The following is a 21,154-nucleotide window of genomic DNA, read 5'->3' as shown; positions in this document are numbered from 1 at the left end:
TCACCAGCCTTTCGGAGCTACGGGTCCCCCGGGGGGACGGGGATCGGGCGGAGCGGTTCACGGCCCGGGCCGAGCCGTCACCCGCAGGTGCAGCCCTCGTGGCCGCAGCTCGATGCCGGGGTGCGCGGTCACGGGCCGTTCGGCGACGGGGTACAGGTGCCACCGGGCGGTGATGGTGGCCAGCGCCAGGACTGCTTCCTTGAAGGCGAACTGGTCGCCGATGCATTTGCGGGCCCCCGCGCCGAAGGGGAGATAGGCATGGCGCGGGGGCTGCGGCCGGCGGGAGTCGTCCCAACGATCGGGGTCGAACCGCTCCGGACCCTCGTACAGGTCGCCGCGGTGATGGATGACGTAGGGACTGTAGAAAACGGTGGCCCCGGCAGGCAGCCGGTAGCCGCCCAGGACGGTGTCGGCGGTGACGACCCGGGGAACCAGCCACGCCGGGGGATAGAGCCGCAGCGTCTCGGTCACGATCCGGCCCGTCAGAGTCAGCTCGGGCAGGTGGTGCAGGCGTGCCGGTGCAACGGCCAGGACGTCGTCGACCTCGGCATGGATGCGGCGCTGGATGTCGGCGTGCTGCGACAGCAGGTGCAGCGCCCACGCGAGTGTGGCGGCGGTGGTGTCGGTCCCCGCGCCGAGCAGCGCCATGGCCTGGTCGCCGATCTCGGTCGCGGTGAAGCCGTTCCCGTTCCCGTTGTGTGGGCAACCCGTGGATTCCCGGTCGGTGGCGCCACCGGAGGCCAGCATCGCCGACAGCAGGTCCCCGCGATCGGTGCCGTCGGCCCGGCGTCCGGAGATGATGACGCCGAGGTCGCCACGCAGCCGGTCCGCCGCCTGCACGATCATGCGCTTGCGCATACCGGGCAGCCACGCCAGCCAGCCCGGCACGACGCCGTGCAGGAACGAGCCGCCGAAAATGGTGCTCAGGTCCGCGGTCGCCCGACGCTGGACGGGCAGCGGCATCTCGTCGGCGAACATCGCCTCCATGAGCGTGCCCATGGTGATCCGCTGCATCTCCGGCAGCACATCCACCACTTGGCCGCCCCGCCAGTCGTCGGCGACGGCCGAGACGCGCCGGGACATGATGCGGCCGTAACCCGAGAAACGGTCGCGGGCGAAGGCCGGCTGCATGAGGCGACGCTGGCGCCGGTGCTGTCCGTGCTCGCAGGTGGCGAGATTGGGTCCGGCGAGCTCGCGGGCCAGCCCGAAGAACGGACCGCGTTTGTCGAAGATGTGATCGCTGCGCAGGAACTCCCGGGTCAGCTCCGGTTCGCAGACCACGACCGTCCGCAGCGGGCCGAGACGGACGCCGACGAGGTCGCCATGGGCGGGCAGCGTGCGCAGGAACTCCAGCACACCCCGCAGCAGTCGGGGAGCGTGTCCGACCAGCGGCAGTCCACCGGGGGCCTGTGGCACCGCGTTCGCCCTCGTCATGATCACTCTCCGGACACTGGCGGACTCCCGGGCCTCGCGCAGCCGCGATCACGGCCAGTTCCGTATCCGGCTCGGGGAGTACCTGGCACACCTGTTGTCTGCGCATCACCGGGAATGGTTCGGGCAAGGAACATCCCTCCAGATCATCATTGCACAGGGTGACTTCATTGTTGCAATCGGTGACGAACGGGAAGCGTCGGCTGCCGGCGCGCGAGCAGGCCACACAGGCCCACGTCAACACGTCCGACGTCGGGGTTTCAGGGCGCCGGCGGGAGCTCGGATGCAGGCGGCCGTGCAAGTGCCCCAGATGTGACGGAACTTCGTCGGGCGGCCCCATGAGGAGATCGAGGAGGCGCGGACGCCTGAGGCTCCCGTGCGGTCCTCTGCCCACGGCTCGCGATCGTTACGACCGAGATCCACTCTCGTATTGCACAACTCGCCCACGAGAAACCGAGGAAAGTTTCAGGCTCGTGTTCGCAGCACCGAGTCGTTCGACTCCTGCCTCTCAGCCGCAAATCCACGGCCGGGCGCGTGCGGTACCCTGCCCGCTGCGCCCGAGCGAACGTTGCCCGGCACTTGCGTTCGGGGCGAACGGCGGTAAAACTCGACCGTCGAACCCGATTCCTTCGGGAAAAACGAATACGCCGGTGGAGTTCCGGCGCACGTTTTGCCGTTATCAGTGCTTCGAGCGCCGTGGCGCCGGCCTATCGGTAACTGCCCGTCACCACTTAAGCTGGGAAAGCCCTTACAGAACAAAACTGTAGTCGGTTTTGTTCAGGCTGTCGGCGACCGGCTGGTGCGCCAGACCTTCATCGCGCCGTGAACGCCGCCAGTTGTCTTCAAGCAGGTCTCGGCTGTGAGCCGGTCCGCCCACCAGTGCGTCCGGCATTCCGGGTCCTGATCCAAACCCAGTCTCTGGCAGTGGCGTGGTGCATTGCCACGCCGTCCCGGCGTGCGGAGGTGTGACATGAGCGGTCGAGCGGCGGCAACTCGAGGAAGTGCGGGCGCGAGTGCGCGGGATGCCGTGGTTACCGGCATGGGGTTCTGCCTGCCGGGTGAGGGCCGGCCCGTTTTCACCGCGGAGGAAGTCTGGGACATCGCCTCGCACGGGCGTTCTTGCCTCCTTCGTGACGGTGTCTATCACGGCCCGGTCCACCTTTCCGACGCTATGTTCGAGGAACGTCTGCCCGAATTTCCGGGAGTTTTCGCCCGTCACTTCACCAGCGCGCATCGGTTCGGCCTGGCCTCACTGGCAGAGGCGTGCAGGGACGCCGAGTTGAACCCTTACGCGGGAGACCTGACAGCCGCGGCGATTCTGGCCGGACGGGGCGGGGTGGATGCCCAAGTGGGCAGCTATCAGGCGGTTCTCCGGGCCGACCCTGAAACGATCAGCGCCCTGGAGGCGATGGATCTCTTCATCGGCACCGAACTGGCCGTATCTCCGTCCGATGTCGCCCTGGTGCAGGGAGCGGTGACCCGCTCCACCGGTCCTTGCTACACGGTTTCCTGCGGTTGTGCGTCGTCCGCCGTGCAGCTCGGAAACGCCCGCCAGATGATTGCCGATGGTGTGGTGGACATTGCGGTGGTGACCGGCGTCGACGTTTTCAACGTCGACCTGGTCCGGAACGCGCAGCGCCTGTTACGTGTCGCTCAGCAAGCGAACGCGTCCATCCGATCGACCGGAAAACCCGCACTCCTGCCGTCGTTCGACCGTCTTATGAGGCCGTATGACCGGCGTGCGGACTGCGTGAACTACGGCGAGGGTTCCGTGACTTTGATCCTCGAAAGCCGGGACCACGCACATCGGCGTGGCGCTCACGCATACGGCCAGGTTCTCGCACAGGCCACGACCCGCGACGGGCTCGCCAACCCCCTGTCGAGCGACGAGAGCGGAATGGGGCTCGTGGCCGCCGTCCGTGCCTGCCTCGGGGACCGGTGGTCCATCGAGCAGGTTCCCTACATTCACGGCGGCAGCGACGGTGACGCCGTTGTCACCGCCTTTGAAGTCAATGCCGTCAGGCACCTGTACGGCTCGGCCGCGGCCGGTCTGCTCATGACGTCCCAGGAAGGCTGTTTCGGCCACAATGGAGCCCCGGCGGGATGCCTCGGGGTGGCACTGACCCTCCTCATGATGGAACGCGGCGAGGTATGCCCCACGACGAATTGCGAGCAGCCGGCCGACGGTCTCGTATTCGATCCGGTCCCTGGTGTGCGCACCCGTTCTCTCGACTTCCATCATGCGCTGAATTTCACCTACCAGATCGGCGGTGTGAAGAGCGCGCTCCTGCTGGGCAGCCTGGACGCCGCTCAGCAGCGCTGAAACCCGACTGGTGCACAGCCATTCCACAGTGTGTTTCGATCCGGACCCGTCTGACAGACGGGAGGAGAGGTTTCCCATGGTCCAGCGTGAGCTCCCAGCGAGCGGAGAGCACAAGCGCATCGCTGTTGTCGGACTGGGGTGCCGGCTTCCCGGCGACGCCGATTCGCCCGCCGCACTGTGGCGACTGCTGGCCGACGGACGAGATGCGGTGGGGGACCCTCCTGCCGGTCGTACCGGATCCGGGGCATCAGGCGCTCAGCACAGCGCCGGGTCCGGGAACGGGAATCCGATGGCTCGACAGGGCGGCTACCTGCGGGACGTGTCCGGCTTCGACGCGGACTTCTTCGGTGTCTCCGGTCGCGAGGCGGCCGTGCTCGACCCGCAGCACCGGCTGCTGCTGGAGGTGGCCTGGGAGGCGCTGGAACACGCGGGGCTGCCGCCCGACCGGCTGGCCGGGAGCTCCACAGGGATGTACCTGGGCATCAGCTACAACGACTATTACGAGGGGCTCGCCGGGCAGCCGCTGGAGCTGGAGGGCTCGCTCCTGACGAACGGTCACTGCGTCGCCGCGGGACGGATCTCCTATCTCCTGGGGCTGCACGGCCCCTGTGTCGCGTTGGACACCGCGTGTTCCTCATCGCTCGTGGCACTCCACCTGGCATGCGGGGCGCTGGAGTCCGGTGAGTGCGACCTCGCTCTGGCCGGCGGCGTCACGCTCATCCTCGGATCCAGGACAATGAGGTCCTTCGCGCGGATGGGAATGCTGTCGCCGACGGGACGCTGCCATACGTTCGACGCCGCCGCGGACGGCTTCGTGCGCGGTGAGGGGTGCGGTGTCGTCGTACTCAAACGCCTGGCCGACGCCTTGCGGGACGGTGACCGTGTACTCGCCGTGATACGCGGCTCGGCCGTGAATCAGGACGGTCGGTCCGACGGGCTGGCCGCCCCCTCGGCGACCGCCCAGCAGGCCCTGTTCCGGGAGGCACTGGAACGTGCCGGGACCGACCCACAGGACGTGGGGCTGATCGAGACGCACGGTACGGGCACGCCGATCGGGGATCCGATCGAGTTCTCGAGCCTGGCACAGGTCTACGGCGTGGGCCCGGACCGGTGCGCGCTCGGATCGGTCAAGACGAACCTGGGACATCTCGAACCCGCCTCCGGAATCAGCGGCCTGATCAAGGCCGTGCTGTGCCTGCAGCGCGGACTCGTCCCGCCCAACCTGCACTTCACCGAGTGGAACCCGGCCATCCGAGCGGAAGGAACCCGCTTCTTCGCGCCCACCCGGCTGACCGAGTGGCCCACCCGCTCGAGCCCCCGGCTCGCGGCGGTCTCGTCCTTCGGATACTCCGGCACCAACGCCCACGTCGTACTCGAGCAGGCACCGGCCGCCGCCTCCGGCCGTCGGCCTGTCCCACGCCGCCCGGAGGGCACGACGCCCGAGGTCTTTCTCGTACCCGCGGGGTCCGCCAGAGTGCTCCCGTTGGCGGCGGAACGGCTCGCCGACTGGCTCGAGGGTGACGGATCGAGCGTGCCGCTGTGCGACGTCGCCCACACACTCGCACTGAGGCGATCGCCGGGCCGCGGCCGCCTCGGCGTGGTGGCCGCCTCCCGCCGTGACCTGGTCGGCGCCCTGAGGTCCTTCGCGGCCGAAGTGGCCCACCCGGGCCTGGTGTCCGGCACGGTGGCCGCCGGAGTCTCGCGGCGCCCGGTGTGGGTGTTCTCGGGGCAGGGCTCGCAATGGCCGGGCATGGGACGCACTCTGCTGGACCACGAACCGGCCTTCGCCGAGGCCATGGCCGAAGCCGATGCGCTGATCAGGGACGAGGCCGGGTTCTCCGTACTCGACATGGTGTACACCCGGGTGCCGGTGACCGAATGCTCGCGGGTGCAGCCCTTGCTGTTCGCACTGCAGATCTCGCTTGCCGCCCTGTGGCGGGCGCACGGGGTCGAACCGGCCGCCGTCGTGGGCCATTCCATGGGTGAGGTCGCGGCCGCTGTCGTGGCCGGAGCGCTGACTCTCGCCGACGGTGTGCGGGTCATCTGCCGCCGGTCCTCGCTGCTGACCCGGATTGCCGGAGCCGGCGCGATGGCCACCGTGAACCTGGATCGGGCCGCGGTGGAAGAGGAACTCAGCACCGCCTGTGCAACCGGAGCGGTCTCGATTGCCGTCCTGGCTGCCCCCGGCTCAACGGTCGTCGCCGGTGAAAGGCAAGAGGTGGAACGGCTGGTTGCCGCCTGGGATGCGCGGGCCATCCCCGCGCACCTGATCGCCGTGGATGTCGCCTCGCACTCTCCGCAGGTGGATCCGTTGCTCGCCGACCTCCGCACGGCTCTGGCGGACGTGACACCCGAGCAGCCCCGAGTCCCCTTCTACTCGACAGTGCTGAGTGACCCACGCCGGACTCCCGACTTCGACGCCGTCTACTGGTGCGCGAACCTGCGCCGTCCCGTCCGGTTCGCCTCCGCGATCGCCGCAGCTGCCGCGGACCGGCACCACCTCTTCGTCGAAGTCTCTCCCCACCCGGTGGTCACCCGCTCCGTCACGGACAGCCTGTCCCGGCTCATCGAGAACCCGGTCGTCCTGCCCACACTGCGCCGCGACGAGGAGGAACTGACCACGTTCCGCACCCAGTTGGCTGCTCTGCACTGCGCGGGCGTCAATGTCGACTGGTCGAAGCTCTACGCGGACGCGGAGCTCGCCGACGTACCCTCCTTCACCTTCGACCGGCAACGTCACTGGGCCGATGTCGCCCCGCTCCCGAGCGCTCCCGCGGGAACGGCCGGCGGCCTGCCCGGCACACACACCGAGGTCCCTGGTGAACAGGTCCGCCACTCCTGGCAGGGAGACGCGGGGACCGCGGCGGTGCCATGGCTGGCCGACCACCGGGTGCACGCCGATCCGGTATTCCCCGGCGCCGGCTACTGCGCCGTCGCCCTGACAGCAGCCTGCGAGGTGTTCGGCGCGCCTCCGCAGGAAATCGAGGTCACCGACGTCCGGTTCCTCGAGTTGCTGCAACTGTCCGCGCATACCGAGGTGATCACAAGCGTCACCGTGACCGCTCCGGACCGTGCCGAGTGCGAGATCTTCGGTCGCGGTGACAACGGAAGCTGGGTACGGCAGGCGACTGCCGAGCTGCACCACACCGGCGTACTGCCGCTGCCGCCGACGGCGAAGCTGACAGCTCTGCCGGCACAACATCCGGTCGCCCTCGACCCGGCCTCCCTCTACGCGAGCATGCGTGCCCGCGGCATCGAACACGGCCCGGCCTTCACCGGCATCACGAACCTGCGGGTCTCACGCGACGGCGAGAGCACGTGGGCCCGCGTCGAGATACCGGCGGAGGCCACATCGACGCCGCACGATCTGCGCATCCACCCGGTCCTTGTCGATTGCTGCGCGCAAACGCTGGTGGCGGGGCTGATCCGGGAGCCCGGCCAGGGCCTGGTCCTTCCGGTCGGGGTCAAGGCGATACGCATCCTCGGCGACCCCACGACAGCCGTGTACTGCCACGCCCGCATCGTGGAGGAGAAGGCCGACGGCGTCACCGGACACGTCCGTCTGCTGGACGAGGCGGGCAAGCCCGTGCTCAGTATCGACAGCCTGCAGCTGGTACGCCATGGCGCGCCCGGTGCAGCCGGTGTCGACGGCTGGTTCCTCGAGACCCGCTGGCAACGAGCCGCGCGCCCGGAGACGAAAGGGACGACACCGCACGGAAGCTGGCTCGTCATCGGTGAGGCGGACGGCTCCGCCCAGGCGCTGGCCGCCGTGCTGCACACGGCGGGGGCAACCACCGACGTGCTCGACACCCCCATCGGCGACCACCCGCTCGGGCTGCTCAAAGACGCACTCCTCGACCGCTGGGCAGACCACCCGGCGCATCCGAACGCGGTGGTGCTGGTCTGCGCGCCACCCGCCGACGGCGGGGACCCGGCAGCGCATGCGCTGCGACGCACCCGACGGCTGCTCGACGTCGCGCAAGCCGCCGTCTCCGGCTGTCTCGAACCTCCTCGCCTGTTCGTGGTCACCCGTGGCGCCCAGAGCGTCGACCCCGGCGACCCGGCCGACCCCGGCCAGAGCGCACTGCGCGGAGTGGTACGCGTCCTCGCCTACGAGCACCCCGAAGTCCGCGCCACCCATCTGGATGCCGACCCGGCCGACGTCGCGCTGCACGACGTGGCGGCCGAACTGCTGAACGCGGGTCCCGAGGACGAGGTCGCCCTGCGCGGCGGCACCCGCCACATCGCCCGGCTGGACTACGCCCCGCTGACGGAGACCGAGCGCGGCACGGCCACCACACGCACCGTGCGCTACGGTACGGACCGCTTCCGGCTCCGGGTCGGCCGCTTCGGCGACCTGGGCTCTCTCGAACTCACCGCCACCGACAGGCCAGCCCCGGGGCCGGGGGAAGTCGAACTCCGCGTCCGTGCCGCAGCGGTGAACTTCCGGGACGTGCTCACAGCCATGGGCCTTCTCTCCGTGGACGAGGAAGCGAGGTACCGCATCGGCTTCGAGTGCGCGGGGACGGTCACCGCGGTGGGGCCGGACGTCACGGCCGTCCGCGTGGGCGACCCGGTGCTGGCCGTCGACCTGCGGGGCGGGGCCTTCGGTTCGTTCGTCACCGTGCCCGTCCAAGCCGTCGCGCCCGTACCGGCCGGAATCGATCTCACCGCAGCGGCAGGACTCCCCGCCGCGTACGTCACCGCGTGGTACGCCTTGCGCCACGTGGCGCGGCTCACCGCCGGTGAACGGATTCTGATCCACTCGGCGACCGGCGGGACCGGTCTTGCCGCCATCGGCGTCGCCCGGATGCTGGGGGCCGAGGTACTGGCCACAGCCGGCAACGCGGAGAAGCGCGGCTATCTGCGCGGTATGGGCATCGAGCACGTCATGGATTCCCGGTCCTTGCACTTCACCGAGCAGACGCGAGCCGCCACCGGGGGCGAGGGCGTCGATGTCGTCCTCAACTCCTTGTCGGGCGCGGCGATCCGCTCCGGGCTCGAAACTCTGCGCCCCTTCGGCCGTTTCGTCGAACTCGGGGTGCGCGACATCCTCTCCGACGCGTCCGTCGGGTTGTCGCCGTTCCGGCACAACATCACCCTCAGCACCGTCGACCTCATTGAGGTCCAGCACGAGCGATCAGAGGTGTTCACCAGCATGCTCCGCGAGGTGCTCGGCGAGGTCGCCTCGGGACGTCTGAAGCCGCTGCCCCACCGAAGCTTCCCCCTGGCCGAGGTCACAGAGGCGTTCCGCTTCATGGCGGGTGCGAGTCACATCGGCAAGCTGATCCTGACCGTCCCCGACCGGGGCGACACGACCGCCGTGATCCCCGAAGGACCCTCCGCCGTGCACCCGGACGGCGCCTACATCGTCACCGGCGGACTGCGGGGTGTCGGCCTCGCGACAGCCTGCTGGCTCGCCGAACAGGGCGCCGGTCATCTCGTCCTCAACGGCCGCTCGCCCGGCTCACCGTCCACCGAACGGACCCTGGAGGAGCTGCGCGCCCGCGGGACCCGGATCACGGTCGTTCTCGGCGACATCGCCGGCCCGGGCACCGCCGAACGCCTCGTGACCGCTGCCACCGCGAACGGCCAGGCCCTGCGCGGCCTCGTACACGCGGCCATGGTCCTCGACGACGCCGCGGTCACCAACATCACCGACGACCAGCTCCTACGGGTGTGGCATCCCAAGGCAACCGGTGCGTGGAGGCTGCACGAAGCCACCGCCACCCACGCCCCCGACTGGTTCGTCGTGTTCTCGTCCATGGCCTCCCTGCTGGGCAATCCCGGCCAGGGCGTCTACGCCGCCGCCAACTCCTGGCTGGATGGATTCGCCACCTGGCGGACGGGCCGCGGCATGCCGACCCTCTCCGTGAACTGGGGCGCATGGGGTGAGACAGGAGCCGCCGTCGACTTCGCCGAACGCGGCTACCAGACCATCCCCACGAAAAAGGGACTCCAGGCGCTGAACGCGCTCCTCGTGCACCGGCGCACACGCACCGCCGTGATCCCCGGGAAACCGGATACCTGGATCCTCCCGGCTGTCAGGCATTCGTCGCTGTTCAGCCTCCTCGCAGACGAACCGTCCGGAATCACCGAGCAGGGCGACAGCATCGACATTCGGGCCGAGCTGAGCTCCATACCGGCAGGTCTTGCCCGACGAACCGCCCTCGAGGCCTACATCGCCGACCACATCCGCGCGGTGCTCCGGCTGGGAAACACCACCCTCGATCCGCAGACTCCGCTGAAGTCACTGGGGTTCGACTCGCTGCTGTCCCTGGAACTGCGAACCCGCCTGGAAACGGGTCTCGGCATCAAGATCGCCGCCAACTTCGTCTATCAGCATCCGACGCTGGCGGCGCTCGCCACAGGTCTCGCCGACCACATGGGCCTCAGGCTCCAGGACCCTGACGGTTCATAAGCCCACACGTCACAAGCCTCAAGCGAGCCGCGCCGACGGCTCGTACGACCGGCTCGCCCTTCAACGCTGCTTCACTCCGTCTCGTCCCAGGCTCTGGAGGCATGAGCCATGCACCCATCGAATCTAGTGCTTCTTCAAGGAGGCCCGGACGACCTTCCTCAAGTCCGGGCCCTGCCACCCGGAGGGTGCGGGGAGCCAGTCAAGATACTGCGCCACAACGCCTATGAGCACTTCGAGTTCACGCACGAGTACCGCACTCTGCACGGTGAAAGAATGCCCGTCTACCGCTGGACCTACCGCACCTACATCGCCGAGTGATGCGGATGCGCGCGGCACGCTCCTGGACAGCGCAGATGTCCAGCACGGCTGCTGCGGCTGCGGCTGCGGCTGCGGCTGCGGGAGGGTTCCGCCGACGGTCAATCCCCGCCCGGTGGAAACATGGCGTGCCCGAAGCGTCATGATCGCCTCCGCGACCAGCGACCAGCTGCTCATCCCACTCGGCCGGCTCCTCGGCGTTCACGCCCGGATCGGCCTGCCGGGCCTCTGCCTGGCGTGGACCGCTTTCGCCGCCTCTGTACGGTGCGCTGCTCGTCCCGCGACACAGACACCGGTTCGCCTTCGACACGCAAGATCAACGCAGCCGACCTCTGCGGATTCCGTTCCACCGGCGGGAGTGCCGGAGCGGTAGCAGCCCGCCACAATCTGGCGGATTATCGCCTTGCGTCAGACTATTCCACCCTCTTCACGAACCGATCTAAGGTTAGGCTAACCTTTGCGTCGTGAACGTTGGTGAAGAGACCTCCGAGGCCATGGGCCCCCGCGGTCATGAACTGTCGGCCACGGGTGTCACCGTGGCGTACGAAGGTGTCGATGTCGTGCACGACGCGTCCTTGACGCTGCGGCCCGGCGAAGTGACCGTCCTGGTGGGACCGAACGGCAGCGGGAAGTCGACGCTGCTGCGCACGCTCGCGCGGCTGCAGCGGGCCAGGACCGCCACCATCGTCATCGACGCCGACACCGACGGCCTTGCTCTGACCTCCCGTGAGTTCTCGCGCCGTGTTGCCCTGCTGACACAGGGACGCCCCACGCCCAGCGGGCTGACCGTACGGGACGTCATCGAGTTCGGCCGCTACCCGTACCGGGGGCGCTGGGGCAAGGCGGACCCGGACGGGCGGGCCGCGGTGGACCGCGCGCTCGCCATGACGGGCGTCGCGGAACTCGCCGAACGGGGAGCCGAGCATCTCTCCGGAGGACAGCTCCAGCGCGTATGGCTCGCTTGCTGCCTCGCCCAGGAGACCGGCGTGCTGCTCCTCGACGAGCCGACGACCTACCTCGACCTGCGCTACCAGATCGAACTCCTCGATCTCGTCCGCGACCTGGCGGACGACCACCAAATCGCCGTTGGTGCCGTCCTGCACGACCTCGACCAGGCCGCGGCCGTGGCCGACCGGATCGTGCTGCTCGAGGCGGGACGGATCATCGCCGACGGCCTCCCCGAGAACGTGCTGACGGCGCAGCAGCTGACCGAGACCTACGGGATCCGCATCGAAGTCGACACCGATCCCCTGACGGGCCGGCTGCGCACCCGCGCGATCGGCCGCCACCACACACGAACCGAAAGGCTCAGCCCCACCTCATGAGACGCCTCCTCCTCACCGCCGCGGTCGCGACCGCGGCGGCCCTCACCCTGACCGCCTGCGGTACCACCGAGCCCGCCGCCGACGACGCCAAGAAGAAGAGCGCCGAGCCCATCACCCTCACCGACGCGACCGGCGCGAAGGTGGAGCTCGACGGGCCGGCCAAGAAGGTCGTCGGCACCGAGTGGAACGTCGTCGAGAGCCTGATCTCGCTGGGCGTCGACCCCGTCGGCGTCGCCGACGTCAAGGGCTACAAGACCTGGGACACCGCAGTCCCGCTGAAGAACGAGCCCAAGGACATCGGCACGCGCGGCGAGCCGAGCATGGAGACCATCGCCTCCCTCAAGCCGGACCTCATCGTCGCCACCAGCGACCTGAAGCCGGCCGCCGTGAAGCAGCTGCGCAAGGTCGCCCCGGTCCTGGAGGTTCGGCCCGCCGACGCCAAGGACCCGATCGGGGAGATGACCAAGAACCTCGACCTCATCGCCCAGGCCACCGGCACCACGGAGCAGGCCGGGAAGCTCAAGAAGGACTTCGAGGCGAAGCTCGCCGAGGGCAAGAAGGCCCTCGCCGACGCCAAGCTCGCCGACGCGAAGTACGCCTTCGCCGACGGCTACGTCGTCTCCAAGCAGGTCTCGATCAGGCCGTACACCAGCGGCTCGCTCATCGGTGCCGTCAACGAGAAGATCGGCCTGAAGAACGCCTGGACCGTCAAGGGCGACCCGGCCTACGGACTCGCCACCACCGACGTCGAGGGCCTCACCAAGCTCGGCGACGTGCAGTTCGCCTACATCGGCAGCGAAGGCGACGAGAACAGCACGCCGTTCAACGGCGTCCTGGCCAAGGACAAGGTGTGGACCTCGCTGCCGTTCGTGAAGAAGGGCAACGTCCACCGGCTGCCCGACGGCATCTGGATGTTCGGCGGCCCCGAATCGATGGGCAAGTACGTCGACTCCGTCGTCCAGGCACTGACGAAGAAGTAACACCCATGGCCGTCACCGCTTCCACTCCCGCCACCCGTCCGTCGACGGCCCCGTCCCGGACGGGCGCGGCCGCGGTGACGGCCGCATTGGTCCTCCTCGTCGCCGCCCTCGCGGTCGTCGACATCACCCAGGGCACGGCCTCCGTCGGCGCCCCCGAGATCTGGAAGGCGCTCACCGGACGCGCCGACCCGGACGACGCGTCCGTCATCATCGCCTCCCGGCTGCCGCGGATGACCGCGGGGCTGCTCGTCGGGGCCGTGCTCGGCATGGCGGGCGCCGCCCTGCAGGCGGTGAGCCGCAACGTGCTCGCCTCACCCGACACCCTTGCGGTGAACGCGGGTTCCTACCTGTCCCTCGGGCTGATAGCGGTCACAGGTGTCTCGCTGCCGCTGTTCGCCGCCTCCGGCGTCGCGTTCGTCGGCGGCCTCGCCGCTGCGGCGGCCGTGCTCGGTGTGTCGGGCCTGGGCGCCGGCACCGTACGGCTCGTTCTCGCCGGCAGTTCCCTCACCCTCGGCCTGACCGCCGTCACCGAGGGGATGCTCCTGCTGTTCCCCCAGCAGACGGAGGGCATCTTCCGGTGGAACCAGGGCAGCATCTCGCAGAACGGGTTCGACGGCGTGCTCCAGATGGCGCCGATCGGCCTCGCCGGACTCGTCGGGCTGCTGCTCGTCGCCCGCCGGGTGGACACCCTGGCCCTCGGCGACGACGCGGCACGCGGCCTCGGCGTCCCCGTGCGTTCCACGCGTGTCACGACAGTCGTGCTCTCGGCGCTGCTCTCCGCGGCTGCCGTCACGCTCGCCGGACCGATCGGCTTCGTCGGCCTGTGCGCCCCCGCCCTGGTCCGCCCGCTCGCCCGCAGGTTCCGCGCGTTCTCCCGGGCGCGTACGGGCGTTCCGATCGCGGGCCTGGCCGGTGCGGTGCTGGTGCTCGGCTCGGACGTGCTCCTGCGCACCTTCGTAGCGGCGGACGTGGCGGTCGCCGTGCCCACGGGCGTTGCCACCAGCCTCGTCGGCGCCGTGTTCCTGATCGTGATGGCAACCCGCGTCCGGGACACCGCCGGAGCCGCCGCGCCCGACCGGCTGCGCATCAGGAGCCGGGCCGTCTTCCTGACCACCACGGCCGTCCTGGTGGCGGTGCTCGTCGGCGTCGCCATCGCCGCCGTGCTGCTGGGCGACAGCAAGCTGCTGCTGGGAGACGTGGTGAACTGGGCGCAGGGCAGAGCGGGCCAGACCGTCGGGTTCGTCCTCGACACCCGGGTGCCCCGCGTCCTCGCGGCGCTCCTCGCCGGCGCGGCACTCGCCCTGGCAGGGACACTCGTCCAGGCCGTGACCCGCAATCCGCTCGCGGAGCCCGCCACCCTGGGCGTCTCCGGCGGGGCCGCGCTCGGCGCAGTGCTCCTCGTGACGACGGTGCCCGCGGCCGGCTCGTGGAGCGTGGCCGGCGCGGCGTTCGCGGGCGCCGCGGCCAGCTCCGCCCTCGTCTTCGGGCTCGCCGCGCGGGGCGGGTTCCAGCAGAACCGGCTCGTCCTCGTCGGGTTCGGCGTCGCCACCGGAACCGCCGCGTTCATCAGCCTGCTCATCGTCCTCACCGACCCGTTCAACGCCACGAAGGCGCTCACCTGGCTGTCGGGCTCCACCTACGGGCGGACCCTGCCCGACGTGGCTCCTCTCGCGGGCGTGCTCTGCGTGGGCCTGCTCGTCGCGGTCCTGCGGCGCACCGAGCTCGATCTCGTGTCGCTGGACGAGGACACCCCGAAGCTTCTGGGGCTCAACCTGTCGCGGGGACGCCTGGGCTTCCTCGTGTTGTGCGTCCTGCTCAGCGCCACCGCCGTGGCCGCCGCGGGCACGATCGCCTTCGTGGGACTCGTGGCGCCGCACGCGGCCAGGGCCTTGGTGGGCCGGCAGCACGCCCGGGTGGTTCCGGTCTCGGTGCTCCTCGGTGCCCTGCTCGTCTGCGTCGCGGACCTGATCGGCCGGACGGTGATCGCGCCTGCCCAGCTCGGCGCCGGCCTGATGACCGCGGTGATCGGCACGCCGTACTTCCTCTATCTGCTCGTACGCACCCGCCGGTAGACGACGGGGCGATCACATCTGGCGGCAGAAGGGCCGCTGCGGTGCCGGTGGCGGAACGTCGAGCGGCGGGTCGACGCGGCCGGGGCGCGGTTGCTGCCGTCTGCGGGGGCTGGGGCCGTGCTCACCCGTATGACCGGTCGGCTCACGCCACCTCTCCGCCCCCGCTCGGCCGCGCTCGGATTGCGGACCCCGGCGGAATCGCGCAGCGTGGCTGCCAGGGGCATGCAGAGAGGTGGAGCGGTATGGACAGGCAGGATTCGTCTCCGCGCGTCGTGGTCGGTGTCGACGGTTCGCCCTCCTCGCATGCTGCGTTGCGATGGGCGGTCCGGTATGCCGGTCTGGTCGGAGGAGCCGTCGAAGCGGTGGCGGCGTACGAGCTGCCCGGTGCGCGTGGATGGTCGGCGCCGGCGGTGGACGTCGAGTTCGACAAGGAGGCAGCCGAACAGGGGCTGGTCAACGAGGTTCGTGAGGTGCTCGGTGAGTCGGGAACCTCGCAAGTGCGGGAGCTCCTGGTCCGCGGAAACCCGACTGAGGTGCTGCTGAACGCGGCCGACGGCGCCGAGGTGCTGGTCGTGGGCAGCCGTGGCCTGGGAGGGTTCGCGCGTGCGCTGCTCGGCTCGGTGAGCCAGCAGTGCGCGCAGCACGCGAAGTGTCCGGTGGTGATCGTCCGCCCGGACGCCAGCGGTGGGGGCGTCACGTCCAAGCCCTCGTGAAGCACGCCGCGGCGGCCCAGCGGCCATACGCCGGGCGCCCAGCACCAGGGCAAGCGTGACGACGGCCGGCAAGGACTCCGGTACCGCGGCCACCGCAAGGCTGATCGCCGTCACGGTCATCGTTGCCGGGCCGGCCCGGGTTCTCGCCCAGCGCCACCCATGGCAGGTCCTTCACGCCGCCGTTGCCGACGACTGAGCGGGCAAGGGGGCGCGATGGGGACCATTCGGCCCTGTTGCGGCAGCCCGGCGATGGACATGATCGAGTGGGACAGAGCTTCAGGGGGCTGACATGTCCGAGGTACCGGCGTTCTCGGCAAAGACCCCGATCCGGGTTTTCCTCCTCGACGATCACGAGGTCGTCCGTCGCGGACTGCACGACCTGCTCGGCGGCGAGCCCGACATCGAAGTGGTCGGTGACGCGGCGAACGCCGAACAGGCCCTGACGCGCGGGCCCGCGCTCCGTCCCCATGTCGCGGTTCTCGACATCCGTCTCCCGGACAGCGACGGCATCACCGTCTGCCGCGAGCTGCGCTCACGCATGCCGCAGCTCGCCTGCCTGATGCTCACTTCCTTCGATGACGAGGACGCGCTGCTGGACGCGATCATGGCCGGAGCCGCCGGATACGTACTCAAGCAGATCAAAGGGTCCGACCTCGTCTCCGCCGTACGCACAGTGGCGACCGGCCAGTCGATGCTGGACCCGGCGACGACGGCACGGCTGATGCATTCGCTGCGCGATCCCGAGGCCACGCAGCCCGCCGGGGACGAACGGCTGGCGGTGCTCTCGGAGCGCGAGCGAGCCGTTCTCGAGCTGATCGGAGCAGGGCTCACCAACCGGGAGATCGGCAAGAAGCTCTATCTGTCGGAGAAGACGGTCAAGAACCACATCTCCAGGCTGCTGTCGAAGCTCGGTGTGGAACGCCGCGTCCAGGCCGCGGTCATCGCGGCACAGGTCCATGGACACGAGGATCCACCTCACTGACCCCGGCGCCGCCCCTGACACCCGGCCGCCGTCAAGGCCGTCGGCCCAGCGGCACACGCCACTCCAGTCGCGTACCGCCGTCGGCTGCGCCTGCCACCCTCAGCTCGCCGCCGAGATTCGCAGCGCGTTCGGCCAGGTTGCGCAGGCCGCTGCGTCGGCCGTCCTCCGCGATGCCGACACCGTCGTCGACGACCGTCACAGCCAATGTCCCGGCCTGCGCCACCAGCGAGACCTCTGCCTTCGATGCCTGCGCGTGACGGGCCACGTTGGTGAGCGCTTCGCCGAGCACCGCGACGACATCGTCGGCGACCGGGCGCGGCACGTCGGTATCGATCAAGCCTTCCCACCGCAGGGCGGGCGCGAAGCCGAGCACCTCGGCCGACTTTTCGAGGGTCCGCACGGCGCGAATCCTGAGCCCCGGCAGCGCGTTCGGCGTCTCGTGCTCACGGAGCCCGAAGATGGTCGACCGGATGATTTTGATGGTGGAGTCGAGGTCGTCGATCGCGCGCACCAGTCGCTCGGAGGCTTCCGGGTGCTCGACGAGTCGCTGCACGCTCTGCAATGTCATGCCGGTCGCGAACAGCCGTTGAATCGCGAGATCGTGCAGATCGCGGGCGATCCGGTCACGGTCCGCCAGCAGGCTCATCTGTTCGGCGTCCCGCCGCCGGTCGGCCAGCTCGAGTGCGAGCGCCGTCTGGCCCGCGAAACCGGACAAGGGGGCGGTCTCCGCCTCGGTGAACGCGGGACGTCCCGCGCGGCGCCCCAGCATGAGCACACCCCGGACCTTGTCCTTCGTGCCGACCGGGACAGCCACGACGGGACCGAAACCGTCCCAGCAGCCCCGCTCGACAGTCACGCGCTCGTCGGCGGCCACATCCACCGCGGTGATCAGGCCCCCTTCGACGAGCGCGGCGGCGGCCAGCGTTCCTTCGCCGGGCAGGACCACCCCCCGGTGCGCATCGGCACCTTCGCCGAGCGCGAGCGCCCCGCGCAGCTCGCCGCCCCGGCCCAGCAGATACACCGCCCCGAGCTCGGCCGAGGTGATCTGACGGGCCCGCTCGGTCATCACCTCGAGCACCTGGATCTCGGACGATCCGGACAGCAACGCACTGGTGAACTCCGCGCTCGCCGCCAGCCAGCGCTCTCTGAGCCGGACCTCCTCGAAGAGCCGGGCGTTCTCGATGGCAATTCCGGCGGCGACGGCCAGCGTCGAGAGCACCGCTTCGTCCTCGGCGTCGAACTCGGCCCCGCCGCGCTTCTCCGTCAGATAGAGATTGCCGAACACCTCGTCGCGGACGCGGATGGGTACTCCGAGGAAGGAGTGCATCGGCGGATGGTGCGCCGGAAAGCCGGACGAGGCCGGATGCTCGGACAGCTCGCCAAGACGCAGCGGTTCGGGATGCCGGATCAGCTCGCCGAGCAGGCCGTGCCCGGACGGCAGGTCGCCGATCTGTGCGCGCAGCTCGTCGCTGATGCCCACCGGCAGGAACTGGGAAAGCTTCTTGCCGCCCTCGATGACGCCGAGAGCACCGTAGCCGGCGTCCACCAGGACGACGGCGGCCTCCACGATCTCGCGCAACACCTGCGGCAGATCGAGCCCCTGGCCCACGGAGAGCACTGCCTCCAGCAGACCGTTCAGCCGGTCCCTGGCCCCCCGCACCTCGTCGATACGAGCGTGGAGCTCCTCCAGCAGCTCGTCGAACCGCAGCCGCGGGACTCGGCCCCCGTCGCCCCGGTCTTCCCCGCCCATGAGCCCTCCGCCAAGGTCGAGCGAACACGGCACGCCACCTGCACCTTCACGGTATCGCCCGGGGAGCCCCCCGGCCCGCCGTCCTGACCAGAAGTCATTACGGCTTGTGACCGGAAACAACCTTTCGGATACGGCCGAAACAGGGAGCCAGTGCCGTTCGGTCCCACGCAGGGCCCCTTGGCCCCTCCTGCCGCGGACTGCCGCGCGGCGACCCTGGAAGGGCGCTGCCGTCGCGCGCGACCGCTCACCGCCAGGAGGCTCCAGTGTCCGCACCCTCACTCGACGCGACCTCCGTGGCAGCCCTCGTCGAGGACGCCGCGTCGGCCCCGTCCATGCACAACGCCCAGCCATGGAGGTTCCGCTTCCTGCGCGAGAACGGTTCGCTCCAGGTCCGTGCCGACCCGGAGCGCACCATGCCGAAGGCCGACCCGGACAACCGCGCCCTGCACCTGGGCTGCGGCGCCGCGCTGTTCAACCTCCGCGTGGCCGCCCGACACGCGGGCTGGGAGCCGCTCACCACGCTGCTGCCCGACCCGGCCGACCCGTGGCTGCTCGCCGAGGTCGCCCTCGGCCGCCCCGCGAGCCCGGACGACGAACTCGCCGTCCTCCACCCCGCGATCCGCCGTCGGCACACCAGCCGCTTCCCCTTCACCGACGAGGAGATCCCGACGGAGATTCTCGACGAGCTGCGCGGTGCCGCGACACTCGAAGGAGTTCGGCTGTATGTGCCCGACGAGTGGCATGTCCAGGCAGTGCTGGACCTGATCCACGACGCCGAGGGCCGCGAGGTGCTGGATCCGGGCCGGGGAGAGGAGACGGCCCGTTGGACGGGCACGGGCGCGGAGGACGACGCCACGCGTGTGGAGGGGATTCCCGCGTACGCCTTCGGTCCTCGTCAGCGCGATGTCACCGCTCCGGTACGGGACTTCGCCGGGCGACGTCCCATACCCGGCCGTGACTCGGCGACGTTCGAGAAGCGGCCACGGATCGCGCTGCTGGGCACGGCCTCCGACCGTCCGGCGGACTGGCTGCTGGCCGGGCAGGCGATGGAACGAGTGCTGTTGCAGGCGACATTGGACGGACTGGTCACGTCGATGACCTCGCATGCTCTGGAATGGCCCGAGCTTCGGTGGGCGGTACGGGATCCGGAATCGGCCATGTCACACGTACAGATGGTGATCCGTCTCGGGTACGGTCCGACCGGCCCGGCGACCCCGCGGCGACCCCGCGGCGACCCCGCGGCGACCGGTGAACGACATACTCGACATCGTGTGACGGGCCTGCACAGATCTGTGCCTCCTCCTCAGGACGGCTCCTGCCTGACTGAGGTGCTCGTGCCTAATCGAGTGCTCGTGTCGCGAAACTGAGGTGCTCGTGTCGCGAACCGTCACTGCGGCGCTTGCCCGGCGGCCGCTGACCCGGGTGGCGCTACGCGCGCACCACAGTGGTGTGCTGGGCCTCTCCGAGCACCACCTTGAGCGCGCCGGTGTCGGCGGCACGGGAGAAGACGTCGTACGCCTCCTCCATCTGCTCCAGCTCGAAGCGGTGCGTCACGAGCGCGATGGCGGGCAGCCTGTCGGCCGCCATCATGCGCAGCAACAGCGGGGTGGAGTACGTGTCGACCAGGCCCGTCGTGATGGTCACATCCTTGATCCACAGGTCTTCGAGGTGGAGGGCCGCGGGTTTGCCGTGAACGCCGACATTGGCGACGTGTCCTCCCGGGCGCACCATGCGGGTGCACATCTCGAACGCCTCCGGCACGCCGACGGCTTCGACCACCACGTCGGCACCGAGGCCCTCGGTGAGGTCTTCGACCAGCTTCTCGGGGCCTTCGGCCGCGTTGACCGTCGCGTCGGCACCCATGGCGCGGGCGGCGGCCAGCCGCGAGTCGGCCAGGTCGACCGCGATGACCCGCCCGGGCGTGTACAGCTCGGCGGTCGCGATCGTGGCGAGCCCGATCGGACCTACGCCCACCACCACGACAGTGTCGCCGGGACACACGTGGCCGTTGAGTACGCCCACTTCGTAGGCGGTGGGGAAGATATCGGCAAGCAGCACCGCGTCGTAGCTGTCCACGGCGCTGGGCAGCAGATGTACGGACAGGTCGGCGAACGGCACACGGACGTACTCGGCCTGGGTGCCGTCGATCAGATGGCCCAGCACCCAGCCACCGCCGCCCCGGCACTGCCCGTACCGGTTCTCCCGGCAGAAGCGGCAGCGTCCGCAGGACGCTATGCAGGACACCAGGACTCGGTCGCCGGGGCGTACGGAGCGGACGTCGCTCCCGACTTCCATGACCTCGCCGACTGCCTCGTGCCCCAAAATCCTTCCCGAGGTCACCTCGGGCACGTCTCCCTTGATGATGTGCAGATCGGTGCCGCAGATGGTGACCGCATCGACGCGGATGACCGCGTCCGCGGCGTCCTTGATACCTGGATCCGGTACGTCCCGCCAGGATGTCTGTCCCGGACCCTCGAAGACGAATGCCTTCATGACGTCGTCCTTCCTCCTGGGGCTTCCTGGGTTGCCGGTGGTCACCTCCAGCGTGTCCCGGGGCAGGGCGGCGGCGCTTGGGCCGGGCGGTCCCACGGCGGGACTTGTCGGCCCGTGCGCGACGGGAGCCGGTGCGGCCGCCGCGGCACCCGGTCGGCACTGTCCGGCAGCGCGACGGCCGTCCCACGCTGAGGCTGAGATACCGCTCCGGCCCACGTCGGATGAGGATCCCGTCATGGCCGGCAGCCCGTACACCGTGCACGGCGTCGTGACCACGACCCTCGTGGCTGTCGCGCCCGACGCTCAGTTCAAGGAGATCGTCGCCGTCATGAGGCAGTGGAAAGTCACG

The 21,154-nt window shown here is 69.9% G+C and carries 14 protein-coding genes; 10 read left to right on the top strand and 4 right to left on the bottom strand.

Annotation, left to right across the window (positions count from 1 at the left end):
- Positions 1-57 precede the first annotated feature (57 nt).
- Both OG883_RS13550 and OG883_RS13545 read right to left on the bottom strand, forming a co-directional pair.
- A complete protein-coding gene (locus OG883_RS13550) occupies positions 58-1,434 on the bottom strand; it encodes a cytochrome P450 (protein ID WP_266539665.1) in 1,377 nt (458 codons plus the stop codon).
- A 745-nt stretch (positions 1,435-2,179) separates the two neighbouring features.
- On the bottom strand, positions 2,180-2,323 hold the full coding sequence (locus tag OG883_RS13545) for a hypothetical protein (RefSeq protein ID WP_266539651.1): 144 nt from the start codon (positions 2,321-2,323) through the stop codon (positions 2,180-2,182).
- A gap of 78 nt (positions 2,324-2,401) precedes the next feature.
- On the opposite strand from OG883_RS13545, the gene OG883_RS13540 reads away from it, so the two are divergent.
- From OG883_RS13540 to OG883_RS13500, 9 genes are all read left to right on the top strand, one after another.
- Entirely contained in the window at positions 2,402-3,754 is a 1,353-nt protein-coding gene (locus OG883_RS13540) for a beta-ketoacyl synthase N-terminal-like domain-containing protein (protein ID WP_266539649.1), read from the top strand.
- 76 nt (positions 3,755-3,830) lie between these two features.
- Positions 3,831-10,175, top strand: a complete 6,345-nt coding sequence (locus tag OG883_RS13535) for a type I polyketide synthase (protein ID WP_266539647.1) — start codon at positions 3,831-3,833, stop codon at positions 10,173-10,175.
- A gap of 108 nt (positions 10,176-10,283) precedes the next feature.
- Positions 10,284-10,493 carry a DUF5988 family protein gene (locus tag OG883_RS13530; protein ID WP_266539645.1) on the top strand — a complete coding sequence of 70 codons (210 nt, stop codon included), beginning with the start codon at positions 10,284-10,286 and terminating at the stop codon, positions 10,491-10,493.
- A 491-nt stretch (positions 10,494-10,984) separates the two neighbouring features.
- Positions 10,985-11,815: an ABC transporter ATP-binding protein gene (locus OG883_RS13525; protein WP_266541509.1), complete on the top strand. Its 831-nt coding sequence runs from the start codon at positions 10,985-10,987 to the stop codon at positions 11,813-11,815.
- Positions 11,812-12,795 carry an iron-siderophore ABC transporter substrate-binding protein gene (locus OG883_RS13520; protein ID WP_266539643.1) on the top strand — a complete coding sequence of 328 codons (984 nt, stop codon included), beginning with the start codon at positions 11,812-11,814 and terminating at the stop codon, positions 12,793-12,795. Before OG883_RS13525 ends, OG883_RS13520 begins: the two co-directional genes overlap by 4 nt.
- Before the next feature lie 5 nt (positions 12,796-12,800).
- Positions 12,801-14,867, top strand: coding sequence for an iron ABC transporter permease (locus tag OG883_RS13515; RefSeq protein WP_266539642.1), 2,067 nt, complete (start codon positions 12,801-12,803; stop codon positions 14,865-14,867).
- Between the two features lie 242 nt (positions 14,868-15,109).
- Entirely contained in the window at positions 15,110-15,580 is a 471-nt protein-coding gene (locus tag OG883_RS13510) for a universal stress protein (protein ID WP_266539641.1), read from the top strand.
- A 55-nt stretch (positions 15,581-15,635) separates the two neighbouring features.
- Positions 15,636-15,776, top strand: a complete 141-nt coding sequence (locus OG883_RS13505) for a hypothetical protein (protein WP_266539640.1) — start codon at positions 15,636-15,638, stop codon at positions 15,774-15,776.
- A 93-nt stretch (positions 15,777-15,869) separates the two neighbouring features.
- Positions 15,870-16,562, top strand: coding sequence for a response regulator transcription factor (locus tag OG883_RS13500; protein WP_266539639.1), 693 nt, complete (start codon positions 15,870-15,872; stop codon positions 16,560-16,562).
- A gap of 31 nt (positions 16,563-16,593) precedes the next feature.
- On the opposite strand, the gene OG883_RS13495 is transcribed toward OG883_RS13500, so the two are convergent.
- Positions 16,594-18,312 (bottom strand): GAF domain-containing protein, encoded by a 1,719-nt coding sequence (locus tag OG883_RS13495; protein WP_266539638.1) that lies wholly within the window; start codon positions 18,310-18,312, stop codon positions 16,594-16,596.
- A 263-nt stretch (positions 18,313-18,575) separates the two neighbouring features.
- Here OG883_RS13495 and OG883_RS13490 point away from each other — a divergent pair, with 263 nt between their 5' ends.
- Entirely contained in the window at positions 18,576-19,679 is a 1,104-nt protein-coding gene (locus OG883_RS13490) for a nitroreductase (protein ID WP_266539637.1), read from the top strand.
- Positions 19,680-19,740: 61 nt separating this feature from the next.
- On the opposite strand, the gene OG883_RS13485 is transcribed toward OG883_RS13490, so the two are convergent.
- Positions 19,741-20,805, bottom strand: coding sequence for an alcohol dehydrogenase catalytic domain-containing protein (locus OG883_RS13485; RefSeq protein WP_266539636.1), 1,065 nt, complete (start codon positions 20,803-20,805; stop codon positions 19,741-19,743).
- Between the last annotated feature and the right edge of the window lie 349 nt (positions 20,806-21,154).

The sequence above is a fragment of the Streptomyces sp. NBC_01142 genome, assembly GCF_026341125.1.
Lineage (GTDB): Bacteria > Actinomycetota > Actinomycetes > Streptomycetales > Streptomycetaceae > Streptomyces.
The sequence above is the reverse complement of the archived record's forward strand: the minus strand, read 5'-3'. Positions and strand labels throughout refer to the sequence as shown.

What these genes read in the sequence shown, in the direction of transcription:
- OG883_RS13550 (WP_266539665.1), bottom strand. Translation starts at nt 1,434, where the DNA reads ATGACGAGGGCGAACGCGGTGCCACAGGCCCCCGGTGGACTGCCGCTG.
- OG883_RS13545 (WP_266539651.1), bottom strand. Translation starts at nt 2,323, where the DNA reads ATGCCGGACGCACTGGTGGGCGGACCGGCTCACAGCCGAGACCTGCTT.
- OG883_RS13540 (WP_266539649.1), top strand. Translation starts at nt 2,402, where the DNA reads ATGAGCGGTCGAGCGGCGGCAACTCGAGGAAGTGCGGGCGCGAGTGCG.
- OG883_RS13535 (WP_266539647.1), top strand. Translation starts at nt 3,831, where the DNA reads ATGGTCCAGCGTGAGCTCCCAGCGAGCGGAGAGCACAAGCGCATCGCT.
- OG883_RS13530 (WP_266539645.1), top strand. Translation starts at nt 10,284, where the DNA reads ATGCACCCATCGAATCTAGTGCTTCTTCAAGGAGGCCCGGACGACCTT.
- OG883_RS13525 (WP_266541509.1), top strand. Translation starts at nt 10,985, where the DNA reads ATGGGCCCCCGCGGTCATGAACTGTCGGCCACGGGTGTCACCGTGGCG.
- OG883_RS13520 (WP_266539643.1), top strand. Translation starts at nt 11,812, where the DNA reads ATGAGACGCCTCCTCCTCACCGCCGCGGTCGCGACCGCGGCGGCCCTC.
- OG883_RS13515 (WP_266539642.1), top strand. Translation starts at nt 12,801, where the DNA reads ATGGCCGTCACCGCTTCCACTCCCGCCACCCGTCCGTCGACGGCCCCG.
- OG883_RS13510 (WP_266539641.1), top strand. Translation starts at nt 15,110, where the DNA reads ATGGACAGGCAGGATTCGTCTCCGCGCGTCGTGGTCGGTGTCGACGGT.
- OG883_RS13500 (WP_266539639.1), top strand. Translation starts at nt 15,870, where the DNA reads ATGTCCGAGGTACCGGCGTTCTCGGCAAAGACCCCGATCCGGGTTTTC.
- OG883_RS13495 (WP_266539638.1), bottom strand. Translation starts at nt 18,312, where the DNA reads ATGGGCGGGGAAGACCGGGGCGACGGGGGCCGAGTCCCGCGGCTGCGG.
- OG883_RS13485 (WP_266539636.1), bottom strand. Translation starts at nt 20,805, where the DNA reads ATGAAGGCATTCGTCTTCGAGGGTCCGGGACAGACATCCTGGCGGGAC.